Origin of the sequence: Corynebacterium sp. HMSC034E11 (genome assembly GCF_001835905.1) — a bacterium.
Lineage (GTDB): Bacteria > Actinomycetota > Actinomycetes > Mycobacteriales > Mycobacteriaceae > Corynebacterium > Corynebacterium coyleae.
On sequence record NZ_KV826394.1, the window covers coordinates 347,968 to 364,675 of the forward strand.

Below are 16,708 nucleotides of genomic sequence, written 5' to 3' on the forward strand. Positions count from 1 at the left end.
ACACCCCTTGTTTACAAACATTCACACCTTTATATATCGCATGCGTGTTCGAGTCAATAGTTTTCCTCAAATCTACCCAAAGAGGCCATTCCCCCACCTTGGCTGCCCAGCCTATTCACTATGCCGCTGCATAGTTTGGAGCAGACGGCGGTTCTTTGTTCGAAAAACTATGCCGCTGCATAGTCGACACATTCGTCGCCACGATGTGTCACCATGACATCTGTGAAGATCATCCGAACGTTAATCTCGCTAGCGCTCGCATCCGCGACCACGCTCACTGCGCTCACTGCCTGTTCCGATGCAGAAGATATCGCCGCCGATGCTCCCGAGACCAAACTGACACCGACTGAGGTCGCCGAATTATGTCAGAACGCCGCCAGAAACGCGTCCACCGCCGACGGCGTTGCCTACGACGCCCTAACGGTCTATGCACACGAAGTGCCCACTGACGCAATCACAGGACAGACGTTCGACAGCGAGATCTCCGGTTTTCTCAGCAATGACGAATACATCGGTGAATTCACATTCCGTTGCAGGATCGACGACTCCGACGCCCAAGTGAGCAATTTTTATTTCCCTCCCGAGAACTTTCTCGCCCCGCAATCGGAATCCAGCCCCACAAGGCAAGCACAGCGACAGCACGCACAGCCGCAGCAACCACAGGCACAGGCCGTGGACCCGCAACGCATCGACCCACGAAACAACGGCGCGGGAGTAACCGGCAGGGACGACAACCTGGGCATTTACTATCACAACAAACAAGACTGGCTGTTTCTCGAGGCTCCGGGCAAGGTTGTACCTGGCGCGAAGATTTACAACGTGAACAAAAGCTACTGCTCTACTGGTTTTATCGCGTCGCGGGAAAACCGCACATTCATCGTTACTGCCGGGCACTGCGGCGATGTGGGTGACCAGTTCTACGTCAATGACCAATACGGCGGGTCACTGGTTGTGGGCGAGATGGTCGAATCCTTCTACGAGCGCGACAACACGGGCTTTATTGGCACCGACATCGGACTGATTGAGATTTACGACGATGCCAAGCCGTACGTGGATTCCGCACTGCCCGTAAATTCCCGATTGAAGGGCTGGATCACCCCAGCCCAAGCGGGGCAAGGCAACATGACCATTTGCCGTCTCGGTGCCACCACTGGCTACTCCTGCGGCAAATTCGTCGAGGTAGATAGGGCCGGCCAATTCGTGTTTCGCAACATCGCTGACAGAGGCGATTCCGGAGGCGCGATCTTCGCGTTCGACGGCACGGACGCATGGGCACTAGGGGTGACGTCGAACGGCAGCGACTACAACAAGACGCTCACCAGCGGCATGGAAATCGCCGGCGCAATGCAGCACTGGGGCCTCACGCTTCACGGCTAGCCCCTAAAAACACTATGCCGCTGCATAGTGGTCCGGGTCAGGATCCACTATGCAGCGGCATAGTCCGTCAGCGCCTAATTCTTGCGAACGGTGGCGGTCACACCGTCGACAACATCATGGCCTTCGACTGGTTCGGTGACCACATCGAAGGAGGTTGCCAACGTTTCAGCGGCGATGTGCTCTGCGTGACGACGAGCCCACTCCTCCTTCTCAGCCGGCACCGCAAGCACAACCGCAATGCGATCGGAGACCTCAAGGCCCTCACGCTTGCGCGCATCCTGCAGGCCACGGATGACATCGGCGGCCCAGCCTTCAGCCTCGAGTTCCTCAGTGACGTTGGTGTCCAGGACGACGAGGCCGACGGCGGCGTCGGCGTCGACACGCGCAGTGCTCTCCGGGTTCTCAGCGACGAGACGCTCGGTGTAGAGCTCCGGAGTCAGCACGATGTCTCCGTCGACCACCACGTCGTCGCCACGACGCTCATAGTTGCCAGCCTTGACGTTCTTGATCGCGCGCTGGACATCCTTGCCCAGCTTCGGACCAGCAACCTTCGCATTAACGACGACCTCGAACGAACCAGCCGAGTCCACATCCGCGGTGAGCTCAACGTCCTTGACGTTCACTTCGTCGCGAATGGTGGAGCGGAACGGCTCAAGTAGATCAGCCTCTGGCAGAGCAACAGTGAGCTTCGGCAGTGGAAGACGGTTACGCAGCTTGTTCGCCTTGCGTACCGACGACGCCGCCGAACACACCGCACGCGTCGCATCCATCGCAGCGACCAGGTCAGCATCCGCCGGCAGGTTGTCTGTCTTCGGGAAGTCAGTCAGGTGCACCGAACGGCCGCCGGTGAGACCACGCCAGATCACCTCAGAGATGTACGGCAGCAACGGCGCGACGGTACGGGTCACGACTTCAAGCACCGTGTAAAGCGTATTGAACGCCTCCGGGTGGGCCTCCTGGCCTTCCCAGAAACGATCACGGGAGCGACGCACGTACCAGTTGGTCAGGGTGTCCGCGAAGCGACGCACCTCATCGCAAGCATCGGCGATGCGCGTGTCGTCGAGAGCCTCGCCCACGGCCTCCACCAAGTCGTGGGTCTTGGCCAGGATGTAACGGTCGAGCACGTTGTCGGAATCCACCGACCACTGAGCGTCCTCAGAGGAGTACAGCTGCAGGAAGGTGTACGCGTTCCAGATCGGCAGCAGCGCCTGGCGCACGCCCTCGCGGATGCCCTGCTCAGTGACGATCAGGTTGCCACCACGCAGGATCGGCGAAGACATCAGGAACCAACGCATCGCGTCGGAACCGTCGCGGTCGAAAACCTCGTTGACGTTCGGGTAGTTGCCCTTGGACTTGGACATCTTCTGGCCGTCGGAACCAAGCACGATGCCGTGGGCGACGACCTTCTTGTACGCCACACGGTCGAACAGCGCGGTAGACAGCACGTGCTGGACGTAGAACCAGCCACGGGTCTGGCCCGAGTACTCGACGATGAAGTCAGCCGGCTGGCGAGCGTCGTGCTCCTCGCGGTTCTCAAACGGGTAGTGGTACTGCGCAAACGGCATAGAGCCGGATTCGAACCAGCAGTCGAGCACGTCCGGCACGCGGCGCATCATGGACTTACCGGTCGGGTCGTCCGGGTTCGGACGCACCAGTTCATCAATGTGCGGACGGTGCAGCGACTTGGGGCGCTCACCGAAGTCACGCTCGAGCTCATCGAGGGAACCGTAGACATCCACGCGCGGGTACTCCGGGTTATCGGATACCCACGCCGGCACCGGGGAGCCCCAGTAGCGGGTACGCGAAATGTTCCAATCGCGAGCGCCTTCGAGCCACTTGCCAAACTGGCCATCGCGGATGTGCGACGGGATCCAGTCGATCTCCTGGTTGAGCTCGACCATGCGGTCGCGGATGTCCGTGACCTTCACAAACCAAGCCGGCAGCGCCATGTAGATCAGTGGCTCGCCGGAGCGCCAGGAGTGCGGGTAAGAGTGGACGATGGTCTGGTCACGCACGACACGGCCCTTGGCGCGCAGGTCGCGGATGATGTCGCGGTTCGCGTCGAAGACCAACTTGCCTTCGTAGTCCGGAACCAGCGAGGTGAACTTGCCGTCGGCGTCGACGGGGATGACCAAATCGATGCCGTAGTCCTGGCAGGTGAACATATCGTCTTCACCGAAGGCGGGCGCCTGGTGGACGACACCGGTGCCGTCCTCGGTGGTGACGTAGTCCGCGTTAAGCACCATGAACGCGTTCTCATGATCGCGGAAGTAATCGAATACCGGCTCGTACTCCAGGCCCTCGAGCTGGGCGCCGGTGAACGTGGAGATGACCTCGTACTCGCCGAGTTCCTTCGCGTATGCGCCGAGCAGGTTCGTCGCCAAGAGCAATGGCGTATCGACGACACCCTCATCCCCCGGCTTCACCAACGAGTATTCAACCTCCGGGTGAACCGCCAACGCCAAGTTCGACGGCAGCGTCCACGGCGTGGTGGTCCAGGCGATCGCAGCCGCATCGTGCAGTTCAGGGTGCTCAGCCCACGTCTTCTCCGCAGCGTAGCCGGCGCGCCCGCCGGTGAACGGCATGGTGACGGTGACGGTAGGGTCCTGGCGGTCGCGGTAGGAATCGTCGAGACGCGTCTCCTGGTTGGACAGCGGCGTGTGCTCTGCCCAGGAGTACGGCAGCACACGGAAGCCCTGGTAGATCAAGCCCTTGTCGTAGAGCTCCTTGAACGCCCACATGACGGATTCCATGTACTCCGGGTCCATGGTCTTGTAGCCGTTCTCAAAGTCCACCCAACGAGCCTGACGGGTGACGTACTCTTCCCACTCGCCGGCGTAGTTCATGACGGACTTCGCGCAGTATTCGTTGAACTTCTCCAGGCCCATGTCCTCGATCTGAGCCTTGTCGGTGATACCGAGCTGCTTTTCCGCCTCAAGCTCCGCAGGCAGACCGTGGCAGTCCCAGCCGAACACACGCGGCACATGGAAGCCGGTCATCGTGCGGTAGCGCGGAACGATGTCCTTGACGTAGCCCGTCAGCAGGTGGCCGTAGTGCGGCAGACCGTTAGCAAACGGCGGGCCGTCATTGAACACGTATTCTTCGCAACCTTCACGCTGCTCAAGCGATGCCTGGAACGTTTCATCCTTGTTCCAGTAGTCGAGCACAGCGCGTTCCATCTCGGGAAACTTGTCGCTGCCTCCGGTCATATCGACCTTAGGGTAGACGTTGCCAACCATGACACTCCTCCACACACAATCTGCAGGGACGCATGTGCTGCGCGGTACCACCCTGCTTGGGGCGAAAGCCCCCACTTCATTTGTGGTGAAGGAAGTGACGTCTTCCCATTTAACGTCCGGTTCTAATAAGCGTAATGCCGTTCTTCCGGAATGCTCCCCGGTGATAGCCGGATCAAAGCGTTACGCCCGGAAGTGTAGCACTCCCGGGCGTTGAGGTTTTACTTCTCGTTCGGCGCCGTAGTTGAGCGGGCCTCGAGTTCCTCGAGCTGGGACTCAAGCAGCGTCTTCAGGCGAGTACGGTACTCGCGCTCGAAGGTGCGCAGCTCCGCAATGCGATTCTCCAGCGCAGTCTGCTGCTGCTTCACCGTGTTCATAATCTCGGTGTGCTTGCGCTCTGCATCTGCCTTGAGCTTGTTGGCCTTCTCCTCCGCTTGGCGGATCTGGGCCTCGGCGCGGGAAGCGGCCTCGCCAGTGGTCTCCTCGGCCTTCTTCTGGGCCTCGGCGACGAGCTGCTTGGCGCGAGTCTCCGCCTCCTGCAGCTGAGACTGGGAGCGGGTCTGAGCGTCCTGCAGTTGCTTCTTGGACTTCGCCTCAGCCTCGGCCACCTCACGCTCTGCAGCGCTGCGTGCGTCTGCCAGCATGGAGGTTGCCTCTGCCTGGGCATCGCTGGTCAGACGGTCTGCCATCTCCTGTGCAAGGCCGAGCACCTTGGCAGCCTGGATGTGCGAATCCTGCGAAGGCTCTGCCTTCTGCGGGGCGGTGTTGACCGCCTTGGACACGCCTTCAGCCGGACGCTTCGCAGCCTGTGCGCGAGCTTCCTCAGCCTGCTTGCGGGCTGCTGCCGCATCTTCCTTGGCAGCCTTAGCCTCAGCCTCAGCCTTGTCCTTGGCTTCCTTCGCGGAACGCAGCTGCGCCTCGTAGTCAGCGCGGATCTTCTGCTCCACCTCGCGGCGGATTGCAGCCTCGTCTGCGGAAGAACCGGCTGCTGCCGGTGCCGCTACGCCAGCGCCACCCTCTTCGAGTCGTGCGCGGAGCTCTTCGTTTTCATCCTGGAGCTGTGCAAGCGCGTCTTCAACCAGGTCGAGGAACTGATCAACTTCGTCCTCGTTGTAGCCCCGCTTGCCAATCGGGGGCTTGCTGAAAGCGACATTGTGCACGTCAGCTGGCGTCAACGGCATTTGCGTTCCCTTCATGTTCTTGTAACGGACCCGCGTCTGCGGGTCGCGAATGCGCCCCACGTTACGGGAACGTACTTAATTTGTCTGCTGAATTGTAACTGTTTCGTCTACACAACGCACATGACAGCGCGCTAATGCAGTGCCGGAACGATCATCGTCGCCCGGATAACCATCTGGAGCAGGGAAAGTGCCAGGAAAAGCACGATCACGCTCACATCGAGCCCTACTCCCCCGTTCAACCTCAACGGGGGGATGAGCTTGCGTAATGCAAACACTGGAGGGTCGGTAATTTTGAACAGTGGTTCCGCCACCATGATGAACCAGTGGGGCGGGTCGAAGTGCTTCGAAAATGCCTGAATCATCTCAATGATGATGCGCACGACGACAATCAGCGAGTAGATGCCGATGACGGCGTAAAGAATTGCTCCGATAAGTGCCACGCGTTCACACCCTACAGGTTGTCTAGCGCAGGCCCGCGGAGCGCTTCAGCGCTTCCTTGTCCACATTGCCGTGCTCCGGGACGATCGCGAACAGACGCTTGCGAGTGTCCTCACCACGGGACAGGTTGTGCATGCTGCCACGCAAGCCAAAGCATAGGCCGGCGGCGAAGTCGACGATGCGCTTTGCATCGGCGGTGTCCAGATCGGTCAGATCCATAACCACTGCGTCGCCATCGCGGAACGGCTCGCCGATCTCCTTGGCATCGTTGTAATTACGCGGAGACACGTTGACGATGCGCGGGGTCGGACGGTAGCTGGCGCGTGTCGACGACACCTCGCGGTGGTCACGCTCATAACGCGACGGACGCTCAGCACGGTCGTACGCGCCAGCGCCAGCAGTCGAGGAAGTTTCGGAGTAGCGCGAATCCTCAAAGTAGGCGTCGTCCTCGTTGTTCTCGATCGGACCGAGGCCGAAGAATTCTTTTGCGCTGCCAAAGAAGGACATAGTGGGGCTCCTTGGGGGTGGTTTTGCAATGAAGGTCAGCCTACGGGGCGGGGCCCAAGCAGCGCTGTTCCGACACGCACGAGATCGGATCCGCACGCGATTGCTGTCTCAAAGTCCCCGCTCATACCGGCCGACAAGATGAGGTCGCGACCGAGGTGGGCGGAGGTGTCGTCGACAAGCGCACGTGCCCTGCGGAACACCGTCTCGGGGTCGGAGTTCAACGGGGGCACGACCATGAACCCGTCGAGGCGAAGATGCTCGGAGTTTTCGACTGCCTCGATGATTTCCGGCACGTCGTCGTAGGAGGCGCCGCCACGGGCGGTATCGCCGTCGTCGGAAAGCTGGATCAGGCACGGCAGGGTGTCCGTGGTGCGGTCGCCGCGCTCGAGGGCAAGCGCCATGCCCCGGTCAAGGCCGTGGGCGAGTTTGACCGAGTCGAGCGAGTGGACCTGAGCCGCCCAACGCGCGACGGCGTTAGCTTTCTTGGACTGGATCTGGCCGATCATGGCGATCTGGCACCGCCCATCCAGAGCTTCAGCCTTCGCGCGGGCCTCCTGCTCGCGGTTCTCACCGACGAGGGTGATGCCTGCCTCGGCGAGTTCAATAATGCGCTCAACGGGGTGGAATTTGGTCACGGGCAAGAGTTGCACGCTGCCTTCCGGGCGGCCGGCGGCGCGCTCAGCATCGTGAATCTGCTTGGTTACGGTTTCAAGGTTATGCATCTGGCATCCAAATCACGCCGGCCTGACGTCCGGTGACGCCCTCGCGGCGATGGGAGAAGAAATCGGTATCGGTGATGGTATCGCGCGGATCTGCGTCGATGTGGGTCACGCCCATGCTCATCAGTTGGCGCACAAGCCCGGCACGGACGTCGATGCCCGCGGTCCCCTGCTTGGTGGTTGTGCGCGAGCCGGGCAAATGCTTTTCGACGTCCGCAGCCATCTCGGCAGGCACCTCATAGGACTCACCTGCCGCCGCCGGCCCGAGCAGCACCTGGATACGCTCCGGGGCTGCGCCAAGCGCCACCATCTCCTCGACGGTGCGGTGCACAATGCCGTTGCGCGCTCCCATACGGCCCGCGTGGGCTGCGGCGATCACACCTGCGCTGTGGTCGGACAGCAGCACGGGGGTGCAGTCCGCAACCAGCACGCACAGTGCGAGGTTTTTCTCGCGAGTCACGATCGCGTCAGTGGTCGCAACCGGCTCATCCGCAGGCCCGTCGACCACGGTGACGGTGTTGGTGTGGAGTTGTTCCATCCACACGAAACGCTCGGCGGGAAGGCCCAAGATGTCGGCGAGACGCTGACGGTTCGCGGCGACGTCGGCTGGGTCGTCGCCAACATGCGTTCCCAGGTTGAACGCATCGTACGGAGAACGCGAAACCCCGCCAGCACGGGAAGTAAACACCATGCGGACGGGGCGGTTGGAAAGATCTGGCATGCCAGCCAGTCTAACTAGCGCATGAAATCAGGCACATCCAAGTCGTCGAAGCCGCCGCCGAACTCCTCGTCGCGGCGCGGACGGGAGTCCTCACGGTCCGTAAACAGGCCACGGTTTGGCTCGTAGCGGTGACGAGCCTGGTAGCTCTCCGACGGCTGCTCGGCGCGGGTCTCGGTCCGGGTCTCAGTGCGTGGCTCGGCCGGCTTCTCCGGCTGGGACTCAAGCTCCTCGGCCGGAGCGACGACGCTTGCCTGCGGGGCGTCCTCGGCAGGACGAGCGTTGGCCTTCTCGTCGAAGCCAGTGGCGATGATGGTCACGCGGACCTCGTCGCCCAGGTTGTCGTCGATAATCGTGCCGAAGATGATGTTGGCATCGTCGTCGGCCTTCTCCTCCACGATGGAAGCAGCGTTGTTAACTTCCATCAGGCCGAGGTCGGAGCCACCGGCGACGGAGATGAGCACGCCCTTGGCGCCCTCCATGGTGGTCTCCAGCAGCGGGGAGTTGATGGCCTGCTCAGTTGCGGTCATCACACGGTTCTCGCCGCGCGCAGAGCCGACGCCCATGAGCGCGGAGCCAGCGTCAGCCATAACGGAGCGCACGTCCGCAAAGTCGACGTTGATCATGCCCGGGATGGTGATCAGATTGGTAATACCCTGAACACCGTTGTAGAGCACCTCGTCAGCCGCGCGGAACGCTTCCATCATGGAGAGCTCCGCGTCTCCCAGCTGCAGGAGGCGGTCGTTCGGGATCACGATGACGGTGTCGCAAACTTCCTTCAGGTTCTCAATGCCAGCCAGCGCCTGGCGGGTACGGCGCTTGCCCTCAAAGGTGAACGGGCGGGTCACAACACCAATAGTCAGTGCGCCCATCTTCTTTGCAATACCTGCGACGACCGGGGCCGCACCAGTACCGGTGCCGCCGCCTTCGCCTGCGGTAACGAAGACCATGTCGGAGCCCTTCAGGGACTCCTCAATCTCCTGCTTGTGGTCCTCGGCGGAAGTGCGGCCAACCTCGGGGTTCGCGCCTGCGCCCAGCCCACGGGTGGCTTCTCGACCAATGTCGAGCTTGGTGTCGGCATCGGTAAACAGCAGCGCCTGCGAGTCAGTGTTGATGGCGACGAATTCGACGCCCTTCAACCCCTCCTCAATCATTCGGTTCACAGCGTTGACGCCGCCCCCGCCGACACCGACGACGCGGATCATGGCGAGGTAGTTGGCGGGAGAAGTCATAGCGTAAGTCTCGCCTTTCAAAACTCGGGTGTTCAGTTGCGTCCCATCATGTTTGAAAGCGAAGCATTTTTTGTGTTCTCCCCCGGCGTGTCACAACCCTAAACCTGTACTTTAGGGTTGTGACCTGGGGTTTTATCGCGAGGTCACCAACTCGGGGTTAGAAATATTGAACTCGTGGCCTTCCAACTGGAGCACGGTTTCGAGCGCCAGCGCCTTATTCGCATTGTCGGTTGCAGCTCCCCACTGGACTACGCGGTCGTCGTCAAGCACGAGCGTGTAGGTGTAGTCACCGTTGGCTTTGAGCGCGCGGACGCGAGGCCGGGCAACATCGCTAATCGACGACGCCACCTCCACCGCCTGCGCAAACCGCTCCTGGGCCACCCCCTGGATCTCCACAGCGCCTGCGGGCGGCGCCGCAACGATGAAATCGCGGCCCTCCCGGTCGATCAGGTGCGGCTGGCCATCAATGTCCACCCACGCCACCGGATCATGCTCTGTGATCTCCACACTGACACCGTTCGGCCACGCGCGCGACACTGTTGCGGAATCCACCCAGGGGTTTGCGGCAACATTCTCGGCGGCTCGGCGCGGCTTCACCTTGCCTATCGGCGTGCCGTAATCAATCCCGGTGAGGTTGCGTACTTCCTCCTCGGGCAGGTTCACGGACCCCTCGACGGCAATATCGTTCACGCTCATCAGCGGCGTGAACGGCACGGCCGCGCACACAGCCACAACAATGGCCACCGTTGCTGCGATCGCACCGTACGGGATCTTCCGGTGCTTCGGCTGCTCCTCGGTTGAGTCAGGCATGGGAACTTTTGTGGACATTACTTGCCCGCCAACGCATCCAGGATCTCGTCTGCCAGCATGGTCACACTGCCCGCCCCCATCGTGAGCACCAAGTCACCCGGCTCGGTCACGGACGCAACGGTTGCAGGAGCAGCAGAGAAGTCCGGTTCAAGGTGCACCGGGATGGTCATTTCGTCGCTAATAATGCGCGAGGTCACACCCTCAACCGGGGTTTCACGGGCACCGTAGATATCTAACAGCACGCACTCGTCTGCCAGCGACAATGCCTTAGCAAACTCGCTGGAGAACTCCTGGGTGCGCGAGTACAGGTGTGGCTGGAAGCACACGACCACACGCGCACCGTTGCCTTCTGCTTCCACCTTGTCGCGGGCCGCGGTAAGCACCGCCTCCACCTCGGTCGGGTGGTGGGCGTAGTCGTCGTACACGCGAGTCTCGCCGACGCTGCCTTTGTACTCGAAACGACGGCGCACGCCCGTGAACTCGCTGAGCCCCTGGGCGAGCTTCTCCGGATTCGCGCCGACGAGTACCCCACCGAGCAGCGCTGCTGCCGAGTTGAGCACCATGTGGCGGCCCGGGATAGCCATGCTGTAGGTGACCTCGCCGGAGACATCAGGCGTGCGCAAACGCACACCGACTGCGGTGTGCTCGCCTTCCTGGCGCTCTTCGGTAATCACCGCCGCTGCCGGCACGCTCGGGTGGCGCTTTGCGGCTTCTTCAGTGCCGTATCCGTAAACCGTCAGACCACGCTCGATTGCGCGTTCACCGCAAGCTGCGGCGTGTTCGTCATCTAGGCACACCACGATGTTCTTCGCAATGTCCGCAAAATCATCGAACACCTTGAAATACGCCTCACGCGTGCCGTAGAAGTCCAGGTGATCCGGCTCAATGTTCGTAATCACGGCGACATCTGGGGAGTAACGCAACAGCGACGCGTCCGACTCGTCGGCCTCCGCGACAAAAACCTCGCCCTGGCCGTGATGAGCGTTCGTGCCGGCACGGTTGAGCTGCCCGCCGATCGCGAACGACGGGTCTTGCCCTGCTGCTTGCAACGCCACGACCGCCATCGACGTCGTCGAAGTCTTGCCGTGCGTGCCAGCGAGCAACAGCTGAGTACGGCCCTCCATCAACTCGGCCAGCAGGTCCGAGCGGCGCAGCAGCGGAACACCCTCCCGCTTGGCGCGGACGAGTTCGGGGTTGTCCTGCGGGATAGCAGCAAAGCTCGTCACCACCGCGGTGGGCAGCTCGCCTGAGAGCTGCAGGTTGGCCTCGTCGTGGCCAAGCGCCACCTTCGCGCCCTTGGCCTTCAGTGCGCGAACCGGACGGGAGTCCTTCGCGTCAGAGCCAGTCACGGTTGCGCCTCGGTCCAACAAGATATGCGCCACGCCCGACATGCCGGCACCGCCGATGCCAATGAGGTGCACGCGTGAGAGATCCGTCATCAGTTTTCCTTTCCAGCCGCATCAGCAATGCGGCGCGCGAGGTCCTCGGCAACATTGCCGGCACCGGATTGAGCAATTGCGCGACGCATCTCGGCACGCGCATCGTCGTTATTGAGCAAAGGCAGCAGCTTCTCGACGAGTACGTCGCCGTTGAGCTCGGCGTCGTCGATACGCAATGCCGCCCCTGTGGCAACCAAATGTGCCGAGTTCAACCCCTGCTCGCCATTGCCATGCGGCAACGGGATGTAGATCGCCGGCACACCAGCCGCAGAGTTCTCCGCAACCGTCATCGCACCGGAGCGACACACAACAACATCTGCGACCGCGTACGCCGCCTCCATGTCGTCGATGTACGGCACTGCCGTATAACCCTCGTGGGGTGCAGGGGCATCATTTTTGCGCCCATAGGCGTGCAACACCTGGTGACCCGCAGCGGTAATACGCTCAACCGCGCCAGCGAGTGCCGTATTGATACTCACCGCACCCTGAGAACCACCCGTAACCAACACCGTGGTCTTCTCCGGATCCAGCCCCCACGTGCGCAAGCCACGCTCGCGCTTCGCCCCGTCCGGATCCACTCCGACACCAGGGCGCACCGGAATACCGACGACATCGCCAGCCATGCCCGAATTCGCCACCGCATTCAAGCCCACGCCGCCGAGCTTGACCCCAAGCTTGTTCGCCATGCCCGCAAGCGCGTTGGTTTCCAGCACGAAAAACGGCAGCCGCAGCGACTTCGCCGCCAAGTACGCCGGCGCGGACACATACCCGCCGGTACCGAGCACCACCTGAGCACCCGAAGACTTCATCGCCTCCTTGGCCTGATTGACCGAACGCAGCAGCTTCGCCGGCACCGCAGCCAACTTCCACGGCTTCTTGCGCGGAATGGGCACCGGATCAATCAACGCCAACTGAAAACCGCGGGCGGGAACAATCGTGGTTTCCAAACCACGCTCCGTGCCCAACGCGACAACATTGGCACCGAACTGATCACGCAACACCTCCCCCACGGCGAGCGCCGGCTCAATATGGCCTGCGGTGCCGCCGCCTGCCAAGACGACGTTGAGTTCACTCATGTAATCCTCCTGCTATCTACGCACGCGGCGCGGCCCACCAGTGGCTTGACGCACCGGCGCCGTCGGGCGGTGATTGCGCTGTACCTGCTCACGTGGGTGCTCGCGAGGCTGGCGTTGCTGTGTGATCGGACGGGGCTCCTGGACGCCAAGCATGCGGTCGAACACTGGGCGGCCGTAGTTCTGCATCGCGGAAATCGCATCCGGCTCGTGGCGAGCCACGTTTGCCAACACACCCATCGCCCCCAGGGTGATCACAGCCGAGGTACCGCCGGCAGAGAGCATCGGCAGCTGAATGCCGGTCACCGGCAGCAGACCGATGACGTAGCCGATGTTGACAAACGCCTGCGAAACAACCGCTGCCGTCAGCGCCGCCGCCATCAGCGTCTGGTACTGCGACTGCGCACGCCGAGCGGTACGGAAACCGAAAAAGCCGAGCAAGGCGAACAGGGAAATAACCAAGGTGCCGCCCCACAGGCCGAGCTCTTCGCCGATGATCGCGAAAATAAAGTCGTTGCGTGCCTCAGGCAGGTAGAACCACTTCGCGCGGGACTGGCCAAGACCGACACCGAAAATGTGACCGTCTGCGAGCGACAAAAAGCCTTGGTGGGACTGGAACGCAATACCTTGCGTGTCATCGAAGTGGCCGCGCAGTGCGTCGAAGTACACGTGGAAACGCGCAGAGCGGAAACCTCCGGACAAGAACGCCACAATCAGTGAGAACGCGCCACCAATTCCCAGGTAAACGATTGCCTTCTTTGGCACACCCGCGAAGATCAGGATGAAGGCGACCACAACCGCGAACGACAAAGCCATACCCATGTCGCCCTGTGCGGCAATCAGCGCGACACAGATTGCAGCCACGATAAAGAACGCGAGGAAACCGTTGTTGGCCTGGAACAAACGTTGCGGATTTCTGTGTTCGAGCACCTTCGCGCCCCACATCGCGATAGCCACACGGGCCACCTCCGATGGCTGCAGGCGCAGCGGGCCCAGCACAATCCACGACTGGGAACCTACCTCTTCGCGGCCGGTGCCCAAGGGCGTGAGCACCAAGATCAGCAAAATAACGGAAGCGGCCATCAGGACAGCGGAGAAGCTGCGCAGCCGCTCAGGCGGCGTTTTCAGCGCCACCCAAAACGCGATCAGGCCACCGATGACCATGACGGTTTGACGGATGGCCACGCCCCAGACGCTCTCGGAATCTGCGAACGACGTCGCCATTGACGACGACATCACCATGACCACACCAAGACCTGCAAGCACCAGGACAATGCTGCGGATCATGGTGTAGTCGATGAGCGGCCGGGAATCCAGAAACTCCTCGAATTTGCGCACCTTAAGCGCCAATTTTGAGGTTGGCTCGGTCGATCGCGGGGCACGCCGCGTTGTCCCCTGTTGCACCGCCATGCAGCTGCCCTTTCATTCGAGAAGTCTCAACGTGAAGTTGAGCTTACTTGTTATCCGGGCTCCAGTGTCGCATCGCTGCCGCTGCGAAGGCGTCGCCACGCGCTGACATGCCCGAAAACATATCCAAGCTCGCAGCAGCCGGCGCCAACAGCACCGTATCGCCCGGCTGCGCCTGGGTCGCCGCCCACGCAACAACCTCATCCATGGCTTGTTCCGGATCCGTGGAGTCAGAGACAAACACCGGAACGTCCGGGGCGGCCGCGTTGACAGACGCGCGGATGAGCTCACGATCCACACCGAGCAGAGCAACGGCGCGGAACTGATCAGCGTGTGCTTTGACGACACCGTCGACGGCAGCGCCTTTGAGCTGTCCTCCCGCGACCCACACCACCGTGCCCGCACCGGTGAGCGCAGAATCCGCCGCGTGCGGGTTCGTGGCCTTGGAGTTATCCACCCAATCCACACCGCCGCCGGAGTGCACCACCGCCCCACGGTGACCGGCCACGCGGTACTTCTCCAGTGCCCGCTGGATGTGATGCGGCTTGGCCCCCTGGGTCAACGCCACCGCAGCGGCCGCGAGTGCGTCAAGCAGACCGGCGGCTCCGGCGGGCTCGATGCCGTCGGCACTTGCAACGTCGATAGTTTCGCCGCCGAGTTTGGCCACGATCCTGCCGCCCGAAACACCGACCTGGTTGTCGCCAGGCTCTTGAAGTGTGAACCCGATGATGTCGTCGCGACCAGTCTGCTCAGCTAAACGCTGCACCTCCGTATCGTCGATACCTGCAACCGCATGCGTTGCTTGCAATACCTTCGCCTTCGACGCGGCGTATTCCGCAAACGAGCCGTGCCAGTCAATGTGGTCTTCAGCCAGGTTCAGCAGCACGCCAGCATCCGGCACGAGCTCGGAGGACCAGTGCAGCTGGAAGCTGGACAGTTCGGCAACGAGGACATCGACGTGTTCGTCGAGAAGCAGTACCTCTCCGACCGCGGTGCCGATGTTGCCGCAGGCACGTGCGATACGGCCGGAGTCGGCGCCGACTTCGGTCATCATCGCCGCCAGCATGCCCGTAGTCGTGGTTTTGCCGTTGGTGCCCGTGACGACGAGCCACGTCCGCGGTGCGCCAAACACGCCGGCGCGGTCAAGGCGGAAGCACAGTTCAACATCGCCGATGACGTCGATGCCGGCGGCGGTGGCGTCGACAAGCAATGGCGTATCAGGTCGCCACCCGGGCGAGGTGACCACAAGGCCAGTGTCAGCGAAGCGCTCGCGCGCTTCAGCGCTGGAACACACCGCGAAGCCTTTTGCGGTAGCGGCTGCGCGCCCATCCGGGTTGTCGTCGACAACCGTGAAATTCGCACCCGCCTTCGTCAGCAAGTGCGCTGCGCCGAGGCCAGAAACACCGGCACCGGCGACTAAAACATGATCTGGCAGCGTCACAGGCCCGCTCCGTTCAGCGAGAGCCACTCACCATAAAACGCGGCGAGGCCAAGCATGACCGACATCCCGGAGATGATCCAGAAACGCACCACTACGGCAGTCTCTGGCCAGCCGCCGTTTTCAAAGTGGTGGTGGAACGGCGCCATGCGGAACACTCGCTTGCCGGTGGTCTTGAAGGACGCAACCTGAATCACCACGGAGGCGGCCTCCAGGACGAACAACGCGCCGATGACAACCATCAGCAACTCGGTGCGCGAAGCAACCGACAGGCCCGCAACAAGGCCACCGAGTGCCAGCGAGCCAGTATCCCCCATAAAGATCTTCGCGGGTGCGGCGTTCCACCACAGGAAACCCACGCAGGCACCAAAACCGGCCGCCGCGAGGATAGCCAGGTCCAACGGGTCGCGCACCGAGTAACAGCCAGCGGTCGCGACAGCGTCACAAGAGTTACGGAACTGCCAGAACGTAATGCCCGAGTAGGCAGCCATCACAAGTGCCGTCGTACCAGCGGCCAACCCGTCGAGACCGTCAGTCAGGTTCACTGCATTCGACCACGCGGCGAGCAGGATGTAGATGAACACTAGGAAGATGATGGTGCCCACCACACCCCCGCCGATGGCGAGGTTGATCGTGTCGATGTCGCGCACGAACGACAAGAACGTCGAGCCAGGTGTCAGACCGTTCTCGTCCGGGAACTGCAAGATAAGCAGCCCGAAGGCGATCGAAATGGCAAACTGCGCCACAAGCTTCGCTGTCTTATTGAGGCCAAGGTTGCGGTGCATGAACAACTTAATGCCATCATCGGCAAAACCTACGAGGCCGAGCGACAGCGTAAGCCCCAGCACGATCAGGCCCGAGGCAGTAAACGCCGTGTGGCCCGTAGCCAACGCTGAGAGACTGCCGCCGACGTAGCCAAGCGCGATTGCTAACAAAATAGCGATGCCGCCCATTGTTGGCGTGCCACGCTTGCGGGCGTGCGACTTCGGGCCGTCCTCGCGGATCTCCTGCCCCATCTCGCGGCGATGGAAGTATCTAATGAGCAGCGGGGTCACAAAAATCGAGACCAGGAAACTAAGAATCCCGGCGCAAATGACTTGAACCATGAAGTGTTACCTCGCTGCTGTTTCGTT

The 16,708-nt window shown here is 61.8% G+C and carries 14 protein-coding genes; 1 reads left to right on the top strand and 13 read right to left on the bottom strand.

Going from position 1 to position 16,708, the window contains the following annotated elements:
- The first annotated feature begins 213 nt into the window (after window positions 1–213).
- Window positions 214–1,377 (top strand): S1 family peptidase, encoded by a 1,164-nt coding sequence (locus tag HMPREF2690_RS05670; protein WP_070820358.1) that lies wholly within the window; start codon window positions 214–216, stop codon window positions 1,375–1,377.
- Window positions 1,378–1,451: 74 nt separating this feature from the next.
- On the opposite strand, the gene ileS is transcribed toward HMPREF2690_RS05670, so the two are convergent.
- The 13 genes from ileS to mraY form a co-directional block, all read right to left on the bottom strand.
- Window positions 1,452–4,616 carry an isoleucine--tRNA ligase gene (ileS, locus tag HMPREF2690_RS05675; protein ID WP_070820359.1) on the bottom strand — a complete coding sequence of 1,055 codons (3,165 nt, stop codon included), beginning with the start codon at window positions 4,614–4,616 and terminating at the stop codon, window positions 1,452–1,454.
- A 218-nt stretch (window positions 4,617–4,834) separates the two neighbouring features.
- The gene (locus HMPREF2690_RS05680) at window positions 4,835–5,794 is read right to left on the bottom strand and encodes a DivIVA domain-containing protein (RefSeq protein ID WP_070570081.1); all 960 of its coding nucleotides are present in this window, start codon (window positions 5,792–5,794) and stop codon (window positions 4,835–4,837) included.
- Between the two features lie 131 nt (window positions 5,795–5,925).
- Window positions 5,926–6,234, bottom strand: coding sequence for a YggT family protein (locus HMPREF2690_RS05685; RefSeq protein WP_070422201.1), 309 nt, complete (start codon window positions 6,232–6,234; stop codon window positions 5,926–5,928).
- A gap of 22 nt (window positions 6,235–6,256) precedes the next feature.
- Entirely contained in the window at window positions 6,257–6,739 is a 483-nt protein-coding gene (locus HMPREF2690_RS05690; RefSeq protein WP_070820360.1) for a cell division protein SepF, read from the bottom strand.
- Window positions 6,740–6,774: 35 nt separating this feature from the next.
- On the bottom strand, window positions 6,775–7,461 hold the full coding sequence (locus tag HMPREF2690_RS05695; protein WP_070820361.1) for a YggS family pyridoxal phosphate-dependent enzyme: 687 nt from the start codon (window positions 7,459–7,461) through the stop codon (window positions 6,775–6,777).
- Window positions 7,454–8,179 carry a peptidoglycan editing factor PgeF gene (gene pgeF / locus HMPREF2690_RS05700; RefSeq protein ID WP_070820362.1) on the bottom strand — a complete coding sequence of 242 codons (726 nt, stop codon included), beginning with the start codon at window positions 8,177–8,179 and terminating at the stop codon, window positions 7,454–7,456. Before pgeF ends, HMPREF2690_RS05695 begins: the two co-directional genes overlap by 8 nt.
- 14 nt (window positions 8,180–8,193) lie before the next feature.
- Complete coding sequence (gene ftsZ / locus HMPREF2690_RS05705) at window positions 8,194–9,408, bottom strand: cell division protein FtsZ (protein ID WP_070422197.1); 1,215 nt, start codon at window positions 9,406–9,408, stop codon at window positions 8,194–8,196.
- Between the two features lie 132 nt (window positions 9,409–9,540).
- Window positions 9,541–10,218 carry a cell division protein FtsQ/DivIB gene (locus tag HMPREF2690_RS05710; protein WP_070422196.1) on the bottom strand — a complete coding sequence of 226 codons (678 nt, stop codon included), beginning with the start codon at window positions 10,216–10,218 and terminating at the stop codon, window positions 9,541–9,543.
- A gap of 17 nt (window positions 10,219–10,235) precedes the next feature.
- Complete coding sequence (murC, locus tag HMPREF2690_RS05715) at window positions 10,236–11,657, bottom strand: UDP-N-acetylmuramate--L-alanine ligase (protein WP_070422195.1); 1,422 nt, start codon at window positions 11,655–11,657, stop codon at window positions 10,236–10,238.
- Window positions 11,657–12,733, bottom strand: coding sequence for a UDP-N-acetylglucosamine--N-acetylmuramyl-(pentapeptide) pyrophosphoryl-undecaprenol N-acetylglucosamine transferase (locus HMPREF2690_RS05720; RefSeq protein ID WP_070570093.1), 1,077 nt, complete (start codon window positions 12,731–12,733; stop codon window positions 11,657–11,659). Before HMPREF2690_RS05720 ends, murC begins: the two co-directional genes overlap by 1 nt.
- A 12-nt stretch (window positions 12,734–12,745) precedes the next feature.
- Window positions 12,746–14,140: an FtsW/RodA/SpoVE family cell cycle protein gene (locus tag HMPREF2690_RS05725; RefSeq protein WP_070422193.1), complete on the bottom strand. Its 1,395-nt coding sequence runs from the start codon at window positions 14,138–14,140 to the stop codon at window positions 12,746–12,748.
- 43 nt (window positions 14,141–14,183) lie between these two features.
- On the bottom strand, window positions 14,184–15,578 hold the full coding sequence (gene murD / locus HMPREF2690_RS05730) for a UDP-N-acetylmuramoyl-L-alanine--D-glutamate ligase (protein ID WP_246819513.1): 1,395 nt from the start codon (window positions 15,576–15,578) through the stop codon (window positions 14,184–14,186).
- Window positions 15,575–16,681: a phospho-N-acetylmuramoyl-pentapeptide-transferase gene (mraY, locus tag HMPREF2690_RS05735; RefSeq protein ID WP_070816328.1), complete on the bottom strand. Its 1,107-nt coding sequence runs from the start codon at window positions 16,679–16,681 to the stop codon at window positions 15,575–15,577. The genes murD and mraY overlap by 4 nt, the downstream gene beginning before the upstream one ends.
- Window positions 16,682–16,708 lie beyond the last annotated feature (27 nt).

Coding starts and splice junctions, on each gene's coding strand:
- HMPREF2690_RS05690 (WP_070820360.1), bottom strand. CDS start 6,739: ATGTCCTTCTTTGGCAGCGCAAAAGAATTCTTCGGCCTCGGTCCGATC.
- ftsZ (WP_070422197.1), bottom strand. CDS start 9,408: ATGACTTCTCCCGCCAACTACCTCGCCATGATCCGCGTCGTCGGTGTC.
- HMPREF2690_RS05725 (WP_070422193.1), bottom strand. CDS start 14,140: ATGGCGGTGCAACAGGGGACAACGCGGCGTGCCCCGCGATCGACCGAG.
- HMPREF2690_RS05680 (WP_070570081.1), bottom strand. CDS start 5,794: ATGCCGTTGACGCCAGCTGACGTGCACAATGTCGCTTTCAGCAAGCCC.
- HMPREF2690_RS05670 (WP_070820358.1), top strand. CDS start 214: ATGACATCTGTGAAGATCATCCGAACGTTAATCTCGCTAGCGCTCGCA.
- HMPREF2690_RS05720 (WP_070570093.1), bottom strand. CDS start 12,733: ATGAGTGAACTCAACGTCGTCTTGGCAGGCGGCGGCACCGCAGGCCAT.
- pgeF (WP_070820362.1), bottom strand. CDS start 8,179: ATGCCAGATCTTTCCAACCGCCCCGTCCGCATGGTGTTTACTTCCCGT.
- HMPREF2690_RS05710 (WP_070422196.1), bottom strand. CDS start 10,218: ATGCCTGACTCAACCGAGGAGCAGCCGAAGCACCGGAAGATCCCGTAC.
- murC (WP_070422195.1), bottom strand. CDS start 11,657: ATGACGGATCTCTCACGCGTGCACCTCATTGGCATCGGCGGTGCCGGC.
- mraY (WP_070816328.1), bottom strand. CDS start 16,681: ATGGTTCAAGTCATTTGCGCCGGGATTCTTAGTTTCCTGGTCTCGATT.
- HMPREF2690_RS05695 (WP_070820361.1), bottom strand. CDS start 7,461: ATGCATAACCTTGAAACCGTAACCAAGCAGATTCACGATGCTGAGCGC.
- ileS (WP_070820359.1), bottom strand. CDS start 4,616: ATGGTTGGCAACGTCTACCCTAAGGTCGATATGACCGGAGGCAGCGAC.